Here is a 13,555-nt window from a genome sequence, read left to right as displayed (position 1 = left end):
CGCTACCGGCAACGGTTGGCGGGCTTTTTTACAACCTCAGAACCACTGGTAAAAACCCTCGATTCAGTCCCTTTACTCAAATCGTCTATTTTTTAGGCAATCCGTGCAAATCACCATCTGGCGCGGGTTTCAAGGATTGAAAGCATAGTTTTCCACAAGAGCGTCCACATGATGCGGGGATAAAACTGAGGCATCCATCACACAACTGTATACATGAACAGTTGCATGTATCAGGCTTGTCCAACAGCCGATATCTTGCCGAAAGACAGCTTTGCACAAGCCTCTTGCAGCAACTTTGCCACTGCCGGCACCAGGGTGCTGAAGTTGGCAAACCCATGCAACATGCCTTGCGCACGAAGGCTGGAAACGGGTACGCCGGCCTGCTGCAGGCGCAGGCCAAAGGCCTCTCCTTCATCGCGCAATATGTCCAGCTCCGCCGTCACCAGCACTGCTGCCGGCAAACCAGCGAGATCGGGGTACTGCATGATGGAGGCCAGTGGATGTGCAGGCATGGCAGGGTGATAGTGACGCCACATCGCGGCCATGGCTTCGGTGGTGAGAAACGGCATCTGCCCATAAAGCGCATGCGATGGCGCATCCATATGCGCATCGCAGACCGGATAGAACAGCAGTTGCCGGGATATGCCTCTCCAGCCGTCTTCTTTTGCACGCAGGCAGGTGGCGACGGCCAGATTGCCCCCCGCGCTGTCGCCCGCCACCATCAGCTGCCGCGCATCGCAATGCAGCTCTGCCGCATGCAGTGCCACCCAGCGCGTGGCAGCATAGGCGTCGTCCAGCGCGGCAGGAAAGACATGCTCGGGAGCCAGCCGGTAATCGACCGACACAATATTCATGCCGGTAATACGCGCCAGGTGGCGGCACAGATTGTCATGCGTTTCCAGCGTGCCTATGCACCAGCCGCCGCCGTGAAAATAGACCATGACCGGCGCTGCCTGCGCGGTGCCGGGACGGTACAGGCGCAGCTTGAGCGGCTGGCCATCGCCACCGGGAATGTCGATTTCGCGCACCTCATGCATGGGCAGGTCGGCAGGCGGGAAGGCCATGTGGTCCATGAGCTTGCGGATTTCGGGCACCGGAGTGGCCACAAAATCCATGGTCGGAGCATCCTTGAACTGCTCCAGCACGGCAGCCATTTCTGGGTGTATCTGCATTGGGACTCCTTGAAGTTGATGGAGCGCGCCCGACCAGGACAGGCCAGGACGGGCGCAAGACGGCACTCAGGCCACAAGCTCTTCGGTCTGGTGGTGGATATAGTCCTGCCATACCGGCGCACTCATCTCCTGCCTGAAGCGCGACTGCGACCACGGCCAGGTGTTGGGCACACCGTTTCTATCCAGGTACCAGCTGTTGCAGCCCGAGCCGAAGACCGAGCCTTTGGCGGCCTGCAAGCGCTCCTGGTCGTACTGAGCCAGGGCTTCGGGCCTGGCCGAAAGCCCTGCTACACCGGCTTGTTGACCCCGCTCTATCAGTTGCGAGATGTAGCCCCACTGCATTTCCGAGGTATCGATCAGCGAGAAGTTGCCCACGGGAGAAGTCGGCCCGTTCATGAAGTAAAAGTTGGGAAAGCCCGGCACCGAGATGGACTTGTATGCCGTGGGCACATCGCTCCAGGCCTGCTCCAGCGTGGCTCCGTTCAGGCCCGTCACATTCATGGGGCGCACATAGCGGTCGGTCTTGAATCCCGTGGCCAGGACGATGATGTCCACCTCATGCAGCACACCGTCGCTGGTACGCACTCCCTTTTTCTCGACCTTGGCAATAGCTTCGGTGATCAACTCGGAATCGGGGTGCTGGATCGCCTTGTAATAGTCGGGTGAATAAATCAGGCGCTTGCAACCAGCCCGGTAATGAGGCTGCAGTTTTTCACGCAAGGCTGCGTCTGCAACAGAGCCATCCAGGTTGTCCTGGCAGATTTTCTGAATTTCCTGAATCTGCTCAGAATTCGGGTCCAGCACACCCTCGGTAAAGCGCTCCACATTGGCTACATAAGTGGGTTCGCGCTGCAGATAAACCAGCAGATCGCGGTTGCTGCGGAATTCGGCACGCTGCTCTTCGCTGAAAGCCGGATTCTCGACCGGGAAAATCCATTGGGCCGTGCGCTGAAAATGCCGCACCCTGGCACGCGACGCCAGTGCGGAGACAATTTGCACGCCCGTTGATCCCGTGCCGATGACGGCGATCCTCTTGCCGTCCAGCGGTACAGAATGATCCCAGCGTGCACTGTGAATCGTGTCCCCCTCGAACTCCTCCAGGCCCTTGATCTGCGGATAGTTGGGGTGGTGCAGCACACCTGTGGCGGCAACCACCACCTTGCCCTGGTATTGCTTGCCATGCTGATCCTGCAGCGTCCATGCATCGCACGCCCATTCGGCACGCGTGATTTCGGTACCGAACTGCGAAAAATCGGCAATACCGTATTTTTTGAACACGCCTTCGAAATACTGCTGAATCTCGGCTCCGGGCGGAAGTACCCGAGACCATTCGGGGTTGGGCTCGAAAGAATAGGTATAGGCGTGCGATGGCACATCGCAAGTCAGGCCTGGATAAGTATTATCCCGCCAGGTCCCCCCCAATGTCCCGGCCTTTTCCAGAATAATGAATTTCTTCCCGCTATTCTTCAGATGAATACCAGCCAGAATTCCGGACATTCCGCAACCAATCACTATGACGTCATATTTCATTGGAATTCCTTAAATATTAATTACTTTTGCTGCAGAGAATCCACCATCTACCGGAAGATTGACCCCGGTAATAAATGAAGAAATATCGGAAAGCAAAAATGCCACGGCATTACCCACCTCTTGCGGCCTGCCCGCACGCTTGAGCAAATGCATGGCCTCGAAAGCCCGGCCTACAGGCAGTTCATCAAGCATGGTGGTCATGGGTGTATGGATATAGCCGGGGCTGATGCTGTTGACCCGCACGCCGTAAGGACCGAGATCCGATGCCAGACTGCGCACCATCTGGATCACAGCCCCCTTGGAGGTGCAATAGGCCAGATTGGTCGGGTTGCCCAGCATTCCGTTGATGCTGGCGATGGTGACGATGGAGCCCTGACCACGCTGTTTCATGTGGCTGGCCACAGCACGAGCACTGAGCATGGTCCCCGTCAAATTGACCTGCAGTACCTGCTCCCACTCCTGCAAGGGCATGCTCTCCAGATCACCCACGCGGGAAATGCCAGCAGAAGTCACCAGCCCATCAATCTGCCCATAGCGGTCCAGCATGTAAGCAACCAACTCATTGGTCAGCTTCTCGCTGCTCACGTCAAGCTTGCGAAATTCGCAGCCATGCGGCAAATCCTGGCTTTGCTGAAGATCGGCACACACCACCTTGGCTCCGCTGGCTGCCAGGGCCTGGGCGCTGGCCAGGCCTATGCCCGAGGCACCACCTGTAACCAGAACCACTTTTCCGTCCAAACCACTGATGAATGGATTCATTTTCAAACCTCAATACTGGCTGACCGCCACCAATTGGCGATGAGGATTGAGATTCTTTGTTCTTTTCAAATTCAAATCACTCTGATTTTTCCTCTTTACAAAATAAGTTTGTGTTTACAGTCCCTAGTGGAAACCATTAATTCATTCGGACGTACTGTGCCCTGATTTTTTATATGTCAAGCAGGTCTTCCCATTTAATCAATCAATAAAGACTGTAAACACCTTCAATAACTGTCAAGCGGGAATTCGTGAGAAATATAGATAAGCCGAAAATGCTTTAATCCATTCGTATTTAGCCAATGAGGAAATCATGAAAGTTGCAGTCATCACCGGTGCAGCCAGTGGAATTGGTGCAGGCCTTGCCAAAAAGGCAGTCACTCTTGGAATGAAGGTCGTGGTTGCAGACCGCGACCAGGCGGGTCTTGAGAAAGTCGCGCTGGAACTGGGAGATCAGGCATTGGCCGTGGCCACCGATGTCACCAGCCAGGCGTCGCTGGATACACTGGCCGACAAGGCCTATGCAGCTTTTGGTCAGGTCGATCTGCTGTTCAACAACGCAGGCGTTCTCAGCACCGGCAATAGCTGGGAGATCAGCGATGCCAAGTGGCAGCAGGCCTGGCAAGTCAACGTCAACGGCATTGTCAATGGCCTGCGCGCTTTTGTGCCGCGTCTGCTCAAGGCCAACCGGCCTGCCCGCATCATCAACACAGCATCGGTAGGCGGTTTTCTGCCCAGCGCCATGATGGCCCCCTACTCCGCCACCAAGTTCGCAGTGGTCGCGCTGACCGAAGGTCTGGCTGGCGAACTCGCGGCCATTGATCCGCAAATCAAGGTCTCGCTGCTGGCACCAGGCCCCGTCAGGACAGCCATCTTCCGGGAAGCACCTGACGCGGCGTCGGCAAAATTTCACGGCATGATGACCCATTTGCTCGACGAAAACGGCATGGACACCGAGGAGTTCGCCAACCGCGTCTTTGCTGCCATTGACCGTGGTGAATACTGGATCGTGCCTCAGCCGGAAATGTTGGACCCGCTGCTCAAGGCCCGCAACAAGCTCATCGAGACCCGAGCCGACCCAGTACTGTCCTGGACGCAGGAGACCGCAGAGTGAAACCAGAGCCTGCTTTTGCAGGCCCTGGCAGCATTTGCGGGGCACACCCGGATATCAGGTGCCCCAAAGCTCTCTGGCCACCTGCTCGAACTGGCGTCGCATCACGTTTTTCTGCACCTTGCCCGTCGCCGTGGACGGGAAGGCCTCCACAAAATGGACCAGTTTTGGCACTTCAAAGCCGCTGAGATGATTGCGGCAATGGGCCAGTATCGACTCCGAATCCACCTGAGCCCCCGGCTTGCGCATGACAAAGGCACAGACCGCCTCGCTCCAGTGGGGGTGCGGCAGACCGAACACGGCGGCGGCCGCCACCTCCGGATGCGCCAGCACCACGGCTTCAACCTTCACGCTGGCCACGTTCTCGCCGCCGGTCTTGATCATGTCCTTCTTGCGATCTATGAACTCCATGCGTCCCTGTGCGTCCCACATGCCCAGGTCGCCGGTATGGTGCCAGCCGAACTTCTGTGCCTCTGCCGTCGCCTTGGGGTCCTTGAAATAACCCAGCATGACATTGGGGCCGCGATGCACGATCTCGCCGACCTGACCCGCTCCCAGCAGATTGCCATCGTCATCCATAACGGCGGTCTCACAAGTGCTCAGAGAGCGTCCCCAGAAATTGGCATCGCATTCGGCGTTGAGCAAGGGGTGGAAAGTCATGGTGGCCGGATATATCTCGGTCTGCCCCGTGGCTAGAGAGATATTGCGGCACATGCGCTGCGCAATCTGGGCGATCAAGGGTTTGGGAATGGGCGCCATGGCATAGATGCACTGCCGGATGGTGCTGGGCGCGAAACCCGGATCGGCCAGCACCGCGGCATACATCAGGGGCAGTCCGACAAAGATCGTCACACCTTCCTTCATCACTAGTTGCCCTACCTCCGCCGGCACAAACTGCCGCGTGAGCACGGTGCAAGCGCCTGCCGCCAGCGCAGTCTGCACCAGCGCATGCTGGGCGCAATGAAACAGAGGCAACCAGCCGCTGAGCACATCGGCCTCGCCATATTTCATCTCCTCGATATTGCCCTTGACCGCCGCATATACCGACAGATGAGAATGCACCACGCCCTTGGGATTGCCGGTGGTGCCGCTGGTGTACATGAGCAAGGCCGCCTGGTTGTCGTCAATATCAACCTCGGGCAAAGCATCGGACTGGCCTGCCTCGGACTGTGCCAACGACATGCCCGGCAGTCCTGGCTGTATTTGCTGCGTTTGCAGGCGCGTGATGATGAGCGGCACCTGCAATTGCTGCAGAATTTCGGCCAGCCCGGGCAGGGCCAGCAACTCCTGATCGACCACCACTGCCGACACCTCTGCATGCCGCAGGATGTAGTCGATGCTCGATACCTCCAGCTTGATATTGACGGGCACCCACACCTGCCCCGCCTTGTGAATGGCATTGCAGGCCACCACCATGTCTATGGAATTGGCGCACAGCATGCCGATCTGCTTGCCCGTCCCCAGCGTCGAGAGCAAATAATGCGCGAAGCGCGAACTTCGCGCATCCAGCTCGGCATAGCTGATGCGCTCAGCACCATCGACCAGCGCCGTGCGGCTGCCAGACTTGCGCGCACTGCGGTAGAGCAGATCACCCAGCGCAATGCGCCGAATGCGCCGTGCCTCCTTCGTCAGACTCATCTCGATCATGGTTTGTCTCCTTGATAGTGTGCAACCCGGAACCCATAACCCACGCTTTTTCTTGTTGTGTCTCTAATCCTGCTGCGGCATGGCCATCGCGGCGGCAGCAACCATGGGCGAAAGCTGGCCCTGCGCCCCGCCGTCACAGGCAATGACCGTGCCGGAGATATAGCTGGCCGCATCGCTGCCCAGAAACAGGGCCAACTGGGCAATGTCCGCGGTCGTTCCCATGCGCCCCAGCGGCACCATGCTGCGTACCAGAGCGTCTCCTTCAGCCCCCTGCGGGGCCAGCCGGCGCATGCCTTCCGTGCCCTCGATGGGGCCGGGGGAAATGGCGTTCACACGAATGCCCTTGGCGCCCCACTCCAGCGCCAGTACCCGCGCCAGGTGGTCCACTCCCGCCTTGGCGGCGCAGACATGGGCCTGGTACATCATGGGCACGGTGGACTGCGGCGCGGTGATGAAGATCAGGCTCGCCCCGGGCTGACGCAGATGCACCAGAGCCTGACGCGCGACATGAAAGCTGCCCAGCAGATCGATGTCCACCACCACCCTGAAAGCGTTGGACGACATCTGCTCCGCAGGTGCGAGGAAGTTGCCTGCCGCACCAGACACCAGCACGTCGAGCGGCCCGTGGCAAGCCACGGCCTGCGCCAGCGCCGCTGCCACCGCCTGTTCATCGCGCACATCGGCTACCACGCCAAAGGCCTGCGCCCCCAGCGTCGCCAGGGCCGCGTCCACATTGGCCTGCTTGCGGCTGACGACCGAGACCCGGGCTCCTGCCATCGCGTAGTGCTGGGCAATGCCCAGGTTGATGCCTGTGGTGCCGCCAAACACCATCACATGGCGGCCCGAAAAATCGAATTGCACATTCATGAACAGCACTCCTCTGCTCGCAACAAGGCTTTCTGGATCTTTCCTGCCGGGGTCAACGGCAACTCGGTGCGAAACACCAGCTGGCGCGGCAGCTTGTAGTCAGCGAGCTGCTGGCGGCAATGCGTGAGCAGTTCCTCCTCGCTCACGCTGGCACCGGGTTTGATCACGATGTAGTAGCGCCCCACCTCGCCCAGCACGGGGTCCGGCACGCCTATGCCGGCGACCATCAGCACGCCTACATGACTGGCAATCACGCCCTCCACCTCGCTGGGATAGACGTTGAAGCCGCCCTGTATGAACATGTCTTTTTGCCGCCCCTTGAGGTGGATCAGGCCCTGCTCATCCACAAACCCCAGATCACCCGAATGAAGCCAGCCGCCGGCAAACACCTCTTCGTCCTGCTGCTGCCCAACATAGGCCGGAATCACCCCAGCACCACGAAACCACAGTTCCCCCACCTCGCCGCTGCGCAGCTCTTCGCCATCGGCCCCGGCCACGCGCAGCTGCGCCCCTTGCAGCGGCTTGCCTATGCTGTGCAGCAGGGCTTGCTGATCCGCCTGCCAAGGTGTCATCGCGATGGCCCCGGAAGTCTCGGACAGACCGTAGAGATTCATGATGTTCACGCCCGGAAACTGCTGCTGCAGCCGCTGCAGCAACACCGGCTCCACATTCGATCCGCCCACCACAATCAGGCGCAGCCGGCTCATATCCACCTCGGCCAGAAGCGGATGCATGAGCAGCAGCGTCAGTATGGTGGGCACGCCCACCAGCCAGGTCGGCGGATGCTTTTGCGCCATCCTCAACACGGATTCGGGGCTGAACATGGGCACCAGCTCGCAGCAACCGCCCGCCAGCAACATGGTCAGCACCCCGCAGGTAATGCCGCCCACATGGTTGAGCGGCATGGCCAGTTGCACCATATCCTCCGCCGCAGCCTTCACATGCGCATGCTGCGCCAGCGCTGAGCCCAATTGAGAGCGATGCGTCAGCCCCGCTGCCTTGGGCCTGCCCGTGGTGCCGGATGTGTAGATGATCATCAGCAGGTCATCCGGTGCAGGACCGTCGCCTTCATGCAAGGCTTTCGCGCCGGACCGCAGCGCTTGCTCGAATCCTTCATCCACCCACAGCAGATGCTCCAGCGCCGCAAAACGCCGACGGGCCTGCGCCAGAGTGTTCTGGTAGTCGAAGCCGGCAAACTCGCACGGCGCAAGCACGGCCTTGACCTGGCTGTCCTGCAGCATGAAGTCCAGCTCGGCATCGCGGTATCGGACGCTGAGGCCCACCACGACCAACCCGGTCTTCGCCGCAGCCAGATAGCTCAGCACCCAGGGCAGACCATTGGGCAGGATGATGCCGATGCGATCACCGGGCCGCAGACCCAGCGAGGACAGATGGGCGGCCCAGGCGCCGGCCATCACATCCACCTGCTGCCAGCTGTAGCTGCGCCCCTGGTCGATATAGGCATTCCTGTGGGGATGGTCGGCTACGGTCTGCGCCAGTGCCTGCGCCACGGTCCGAGGAGGAGTACAAGCGTTCATCTGTGACTTCTCCCCGATTCAGGCCGCCAGGTGCAGCATCTGCCTGGCTTCCCTGGGAGTGGCGACTTCACGCCCCACATCACGCGCATAGCGCGCCAGCTGCTCGATCAGCGGAGCGTTGGATGCGACCTTGCTGCCGTCCGGCAGATAGAAGGTGTCCTCCAGCCCGCTGCGCAAATGTCCGCCGAGCTCGGCCGTGCGCAGATGGGTGGGCCAAATCTCGCTGCGCCCGATCAGCGTGGTCTGCCAGGGCGCATCCTTGATCTTGAGCCTGAGCAGTATGGGCAGCAGATCGGGGTCGGCCGGCATGCCGGACTCCACACCCATCACGAAGTTGTATTCGGGCAGGCCTCGGTACATGCCGGTTTCCACATACATGCCCACGCAGCGCACGATGCCCACGTCAAAGCACTCGAACTCGGGCAATGTGCCGGTCTCTGCCATCACATCGAGAAAGTCCTGCACCTTGGCGGGCTGATTGTCGAACAGCATGGGCGGCCAGGCCCAGCTTCCGTTGCTGCGGGTCTTGAGATAGTTGAGCGAGCCCGCATTGCAGGCCGCCATCTCGGGGCGCGTGGCACGCAGACAGTCCAGCGGCCCCTGGTAATCGGGGCCGACCACGCCGGTGGTCTGATTGATGATCAACTCAGGACAGGCTGCACGCATGGCATCCACGCAAGCCCTGGCCACTGCCGGGTCCCAGCTGGGCAGATGCCCCTTGCCCTCTTCCTGGCGCCTGAAGTGGACATGAACCACCGATGCGCCAGCGTCATAAGCTCGGCGTGCTTCCTGCGCCAGTTGCTCTGGCGTCACAGGCACATGATGCTGGTTCGGGTCGGTCAGCACCCCGGTAATGGAACAGGTAATAATGGCTTTATCGGACATATCGCTCCTTAAATAGAAGCTGACAACGCTTTACAAATAAGCGTTTCAGGCTGATTTCGCTCAAATTTCCCGACAACGACGGCCGCCGCTGCGACAGCCGCGCTAGATACGCCACTGGCGTGCGGCAAGCTCTTTCATGATTTCTTCGGTGCCGCCGCCAATCGTCAGCACCTTGACTTCGCGGTAGATGCGCTCGCTCAGCGTGCCGCGCATAAAGCCCATGCCGCCCAGAATCTGCACCGCCGTGTCGGCGCAGAACTGCATGGTCTGGGTGGCGTGGTTCTTGAGCACACAGACCTCGCCCACCCAGTCCGCCCCGCTATCGCCGCCGTCGGCACGTGCGCAGACGGCATTGATCCAGGCTTCGGTGCTGCGCAGGCGCTGCTGCATGTCCACCAGCTTGTGCCGTATGACCTGATGCTGATTGAGCGTCACGCCAAAGGTCTGGCGCTGCTGCGCCCAGGCCAGCGCCTCGTCATAGCAGGCCTGGGCAAAGCCCAGCGCTGCGCAGGCAATGCCCAGGCGCTCGCCGTTGAAGTTGTGCATGATGGCGCGAAAGCCCTCGCCCTCGGCCCCGAGCAAATTGCTGGCCGGCACGCGCACGCCGTCAAAGAACAGATGGGCCGTGTCCGAGCATTGCCAGCCCATCTTGTGCAGTTGGCTGCGGCGCAGTCCCGCGCTGTCGCCGGGCACCAGGATCAGGGAAATGCCGGAAGCACCTCTCTCCTCGCCCGTGCGCACCGCCACCGTGATCCAGTCGGCACGCATGCCCGAGGTGATGAAGGTCTTCTCGCCCTCGATCACATACTCGTCGCCCTCGCGCCTGGCCCTGGTGCGCAGCGCCGCCACGTCCGATCCGCCGCCGGGTTCGGTAATCGCCAGCGCCGCGATCTTGCGGCCCAAGAGCACATCGGGCACCACCTGCTGCTTGAGCGCATCACTACCCAGAGCCACCACGGGCGGCAGGCCGATGTTGTGCGACAGCAGACTGGCCAGCACGCCGCCACTGCCGCCGTAGCGGCACAGCGCCAGCCACAGAGCTGCGCGCAGGCTGTGTGTAGCCGCAGTACCACCGAGCTCCTCGGGGTAGCCAATGCCGAGCAGCCCCAGCTCGGCGGCCTGGCGATAGAGCTGGCGCGGGAACTCGCCGGCCTCATCCCAGGCCGTGACATGGGGAGCGATATGCTCGCGCGCGAAGCGGCGCACCAGGTCATAGAGCATTTCGCGTTCGGCGGCATCCGTCATGTGGGTCCTCCAGGCAGGGGCACCAGTTTCAGCAGCACCTGGCCCGGCGCCACCTGCTGGCCGGCATGAACCAGCACGGCCTCCACCCGGCAGTCGGCCCTCACGCTCAGGCTGTGCTCCAGCTTCATGGACTCGATGACCACGACCACATCGCCGGCCTTGAGCGCCTGCCCGGCCACCGCCCCCAGTTGCACCACACGGCCGTTGAACGGCGCGCGCAGTTCTGCAGTCTGGCCCGCTGCTGCCGCATTCTCGGGCGGGGCATAGCTCACATCTTCGAGCCACCAGTCCACGCCGCCGGCCTGCAGATGCCAGCGCGAGCCGCCCTGCCCGGCGGGCAGTTGCACGGCCTGCACGGTTTGGGTCAGGCCCTCACATCTCGCTCGCCAGCCATCGCCCAACAACTCGTCCACCTGCAGCAGCGCAGGCTCGGCGCCATGCCACTGCAGCAGCCAGCTTTGTGCGGTCTCGGGCCTCAGGGTCAGCTCCTGTGTCCGGCCCCGGTGCTGCAGCTTGCGCAACTGGGCATAACTGCAAGCCAGCGGCCCCGGCCTTTGGCCCACGGCGCACAGCGCTCCCCAGTGCTGGTGCGCCAGAGCTTCCTTTTCTCGCAGCTGCTGCTGCAAGCGTGGCGCATCGCCCGCCAGATAGGAGATCAGAGCCTGGCCGCGCCTGAACACCTCGTCGTTCAGGCATTCAATCAGAAAGGCGCGGTTGGTCGGCAAGCCCAGCACCCTGAGCCGGCCCAGCGCATGAATCAGCCGGTCGATGGCTTGCTCCCGCGTTGGCGCATGGACGATCAGCTTGCCCAGCATGGCGTCGTAATAGGGCGTGACTTCGCTGCCGATGTGCAATGCGTGGTCAAAGCGCAGCGGCGCGCGGCTGAAGATGGCAGCCTCGGGGGGCGAGAAATGCCGCACCACGCCGGCATGTGGCTGAAAGTTCTCATCTTCGGCGCACAGCCGCACCTCGATGGCGTGGCCGTCGAGCCGAACCTGCTGCTGCGTCAACGGCAAGGCTTCGCCACGCGCCACGCGAATCTGCCACTCGACCAGATCCAGGCCCGTCAAGGCCTCGGTCACAGGATGCTCGACCTGCAGTCGGGTGTTCATCTCCATCAGATAGAACTGCCGGCCTTCGACCAGAAATTCCACCGTCCCAGCACCCACATAGCCTGCGGCCTTGGCCAGGGCCACGGCACAGCTGCCCATCTGCTCACGCAGCTCGGCGTTGACGGCCGGACTGGGGGCTTCCTCAATGATCTTCTGGTGGCGACGCTGAACCGAGCAATCGCGCTCCCCCAAATGAATCACATGGCCATGCCCGTCCGCAAACACCTGCACCTCCACATGACGCGGATGCATGACGGCACGCTCCACCAGCAAGTCACCGTTGCCGAAGCCAGCCAGAGCCTCCGAACGTGCGCTGTTCAGAGCGGCATGCAGTTGCTTGGCACTCTCCACCAGCCGCATGCCGCGCCCACCCCCTCCAGCCACGGCCTTGACCATGACGGGGTAGCCAATCATGGCGGCTTCGTCGGCAAAGCGCGCGTCACACTGGTCATCGCCTTCGTAGCCCGGCAGACAGGGCACGCCATGGGCCTTGGCCAGTTGCTTGGCGGCGGCCTTGCTGCCGAGCTGGCGAATCGCCGCCGGCGGCGGGCCAATCCATATCAGGCCCGCTTCCTGGACGGCCTGGGCAAAGCCGGCATCCTCGCTGAGAAAGCCGTAGCCGGGGTGCACGGCATCGGCCCCTGTTGCCTTGGCGGCCGCCAGCAGCTTGTGCATGTCCAGATAGCTCTGTGCCGATGTCAGCCCGCCCAGTGCATAGGCCTGTGTGGACTGTTGCACATGGAGGCTTCCCGCATCCGCATCCGAGTACACCGCCACGGTATCTATGCCCATGCGCCTGGCCGTAGCCATGATGCGCAGCGCAATCTCGCCACGATTGGCAATCAGAATGCGCTTCATGATGTGCCTCCTGCAATGCAGGTCCAGGGAGCGGGCTGCTTGCTGGAAAAGGCCTTGAGCCCCGCCCCTGCCTCAGCGCTGCGCAGTGCACTGGCAAAGGCCTGCGCGCCCTGGTTCAGCGATGCATCCAGACTTTGCCCCCCAATGGCTGCCAGCAGCCTCTTGGTGGCGGCCACCGCCTGCGGTGCGGCCTGGGCGCAGATCTCGAGCTGCTGCTGCAGCTGGCTCTGCCAGTGGACAGCGTCTGTGGCCTGGATCACAGCCTGAACCAGGCCTGCCTGCTGTGCCTGACTTGCGGTCCAACGCTGGCCGCCCAGCAGCCATTGACGCGCCAAGCCGTCGCCCAGCCTGCGCAGCACAAAAGGCGCGATCTGCGCGGGAACAATGCCCAGCGTCACCTCGGGTGTGGCAAAGACGGCCTGCTGATCCGCCACCACCCAGTCGGCCACGCAGACCAGCCCCACACCGCCGCCCATGGCTGCGCCCTGCACGGCAGCGATCAGCAACTGGGGCAGCTCTGCCAGCTGCTGCAGCAGATGACCAAACTCGCGGTTGACCTGAACCAGCGGGTCCTGCGCGCCCGCAGGCAGCGGCGAGCCTATGCTGCTGGCAAAGCCTCCCAGGCTCCCACCCGCACAGAAATGCCCGCCGTTGCCGAACAGCACTACCACGCGCAGCAGTGAATCCTTCTGCGCTCTGGCGGCGTGATCGCGCAAGGCTTGCACCACCTCATCAGTCAGTGCATTGCGGGTTTGCGGCGAGTTCAGTCGCCACCATTCCACAAAGCCGCTGCCCAAGGGAAGGCGTTCGATTTCAAGCACCTGAGTCATGCGC

General features: G+C 61.6%; 11 protein-coding genes. 1 reads left to right on the top strand and 10 read right to left on the bottom strand.

Annotation, left to right across the window (positions count from 1 at the left end; translation table 11 throughout):
- Nucleotides 1-230: 230 nt before the first annotated feature.
- The 3 genes from JAO85_RS00730 to JAO85_RS00720 all read right to left on the bottom strand — a co-directional run bounded on the left by JAO85_RS00730 (nucleotide 231) and on the right by JAO85_RS00720 (nucleotide 3,461).
- Nucleotides 231-1,172 carry an alpha/beta hydrolase gene (locus tag JAO85_RS00730; RefSeq protein WP_202787229.1) on the bottom strand — a complete coding sequence of 314 codons (942 nt, stop codon included), beginning with the start codon at nucleotides 1,170-1,172 and terminating at the stop codon, nucleotides 231-233.
- A gap of 66 nt (nucleotides 1,173-1,238) precedes the next feature.
- Entirely contained in the window at nucleotides 1,239-2,702 is a 1,464-nt protein-coding gene (locus JAO85_RS00725) for an NAD(P)/FAD-dependent oxidoreductase (RefSeq protein WP_012837863.1), read from the bottom strand.
- Between the two features lie 9 nt (nucleotides 2,703-2,711).
- On the bottom strand, nucleotides 2,712-3,461 hold the full coding sequence (locus JAO85_RS00720; protein ID WP_202787228.1) for an SDR family NAD(P)-dependent oxidoreductase: 750 nt from the start codon (nucleotides 3,459-3,461) through the stop codon (nucleotides 2,712-2,714).
- 310 nt (nucleotides 3,462-3,771) lie between these two features.
- Between JAO85_RS00720 and JAO85_RS00715 the strand changes: the two genes are divergently transcribed.
- On the top strand, nucleotides 3,772-4,572 hold the full coding sequence (locus tag JAO85_RS00715; protein WP_046460730.1) for an SDR family oxidoreductase: 801 nt from the start codon (nucleotides 3,772-3,774) through the stop codon (nucleotides 4,570-4,572).
- Between the two features lie 54 nt (nucleotides 4,573-4,626).
- Here JAO85_RS00715 and JAO85_RS00710 read toward each other — a convergent pair whose 3' ends face one another.
- The 7 genes from JAO85_RS00710 to JAO85_RS00680 form a co-directional block, all read right to left on the bottom strand.
- On the bottom strand, nucleotides 4,627-6,216 hold the full coding sequence (locus JAO85_RS00710; RefSeq protein ID WP_012837860.1) for a class I adenylate-forming enzyme family protein: 1,590 nt from the start codon (nucleotides 6,214-6,216) through the stop codon (nucleotides 4,627-4,629).
- Between the two features lie 63 nt (nucleotides 6,217-6,279).
- Entirely contained in the window at nucleotides 6,280-7,083 is an 804-nt protein-coding gene (locus tag JAO85_RS00705) for an SDR family oxidoreductase (protein ID WP_039048497.1), read from the bottom strand.
- Nucleotides 7,080-8,621 carry a class I adenylate-forming enzyme family protein gene (locus JAO85_RS00700; RefSeq protein WP_202787227.1) on the bottom strand — a complete coding sequence of 514 codons (1,542 nt, stop codon included), beginning with the start codon at nucleotides 8,619-8,621 and terminating at the stop codon, nucleotides 7,080-7,082. Before JAO85_RS00700 ends, JAO85_RS00705 begins: the two co-directional genes overlap by 4 nt.
- Nucleotides 8,622-8,639: 18 nt before the next feature.
- On the bottom strand, nucleotides 8,640-9,506 hold the full coding sequence (locus JAO85_RS00695) for a 3-keto-5-aminohexanoate cleavage protein (RefSeq protein WP_012837857.1): 867 nt from the start codon (nucleotides 9,504-9,506) through the stop codon (nucleotides 8,640-8,642).
- Nucleotides 9,507-9,608: 102 nt separating this feature from the next.
- Entirely contained in the window at nucleotides 9,609-10,751 is a 1,143-nt protein-coding gene (locus tag JAO85_RS00690; protein WP_039048450.1) for an acyl-CoA dehydrogenase family protein, read from the bottom strand.
- The gene (locus JAO85_RS00685; protein ID WP_039048449.1) at nucleotides 10,748-12,721 is read right to left on the bottom strand and encodes a biotin carboxylase N-terminal domain-containing protein; all 1,974 of its coding nucleotides are present in this window, start codon (nucleotides 12,719-12,721) and stop codon (nucleotides 10,748-10,750) included. The genes JAO85_RS00690 and JAO85_RS00685 overlap by 4 nt, the downstream gene beginning before the upstream one ends.
- Nucleotides 12,718-13,551, bottom strand: a complete 834-nt coding sequence (locus JAO85_RS00680) for an enoyl-CoA hydratase/isomerase family protein (protein ID WP_039048448.1) — start codon at nucleotides 13,549-13,551, stop codon at nucleotides 12,718-12,720. Before JAO85_RS00680 ends, JAO85_RS00685 begins: the two co-directional genes overlap by 4 nt.
- Nucleotides 13,552-13,555: the final 4 nt, after the last annotated feature.

Origin of the sequence: Comamonas sp. NyZ500, assembly GCF_016772095.1 — a bacterium.
In the GTDB taxonomy this organism is placed as follows: Bacteria; Pseudomonadota; Gammaproteobacteria; order Burkholderiales; family Burkholderiaceae_C; genus Comamonas; species Comamonas thiooxydans.
This window is presented reverse-complemented; position numbering and strand designations above follow the sequence as displayed.

Excerpts from the sequence above, each read along its gene's own strand:
- JAO85_RS00730 (WP_202787229.1), bottom strand. The coding sequence starts at position 1,172 with ATGCAGATACACCCAGAAATGGCTGCCGTGCTGGAGCAGTTCAAGGAT.
- JAO85_RS00725 (WP_012837863.1), bottom strand. The coding sequence starts at position 2,702 with ATGAAATATGACGTCATAGTGATTGGTTGCGGAATGTCCGGAATTCTG.
- JAO85_RS00720 (WP_202787228.1), bottom strand. The coding sequence starts at position 3,461 with ATGAATCCATTCATCAGTGGTTTGGACGGAAAAGTGGTTCTGGTTACA.
- JAO85_RS00715 (WP_046460730.1), top strand. The coding sequence starts at position 3,772 with ATGAAAGTTGCAGTCATCACCGGTGCAGCCAGTGGAATTGGTGCAGGC.
- JAO85_RS00710 (WP_012837860.1), bottom strand. The coding sequence starts at position 6,216 with ATGATCGAGATGAGTCTGACGAAGGAGGCACGGCGCATTCGGCGCATT.
- JAO85_RS00705 (WP_039048497.1), bottom strand. The coding sequence starts at position 7,083 with ATGAATGTGCAATTCGATTTTTCGGGCCGCCATGTGATGGTGTTTGGC.
- JAO85_RS00700 (WP_202787227.1), bottom strand. The coding sequence starts at position 8,621 with ATGAACGCTTGTACTCCTCCTCGGACCGTGGCGCAGGCACTGGCGCAG.
- JAO85_RS00695 (WP_012837857.1), bottom strand. The coding sequence starts at position 9,506 with ATGTCCGATAAAGCCATTATTACCTGTTCCATTACCGGGGTGCTGACC.
- JAO85_RS00690 (WP_039048450.1), bottom strand. The coding sequence starts at position 10,751 with ATGACGGATGCCGCCGAACGCGAAATGCTCTATGACCTGGTGCGCCGC.
- JAO85_RS00685 (WP_039048449.1), bottom strand. The coding sequence starts at position 12,721 with ATGAAGCGCATTCTGATTGCCAATCGTGGCGAGATTGCGCTGCGCATC.
- JAO85_RS00680 (WP_039048448.1), bottom strand. The coding sequence starts at position 13,551 with ATGACTCAGGTGCTTGAAATCGAACGCCTTCCCTTGGGCAGCGGCTTT.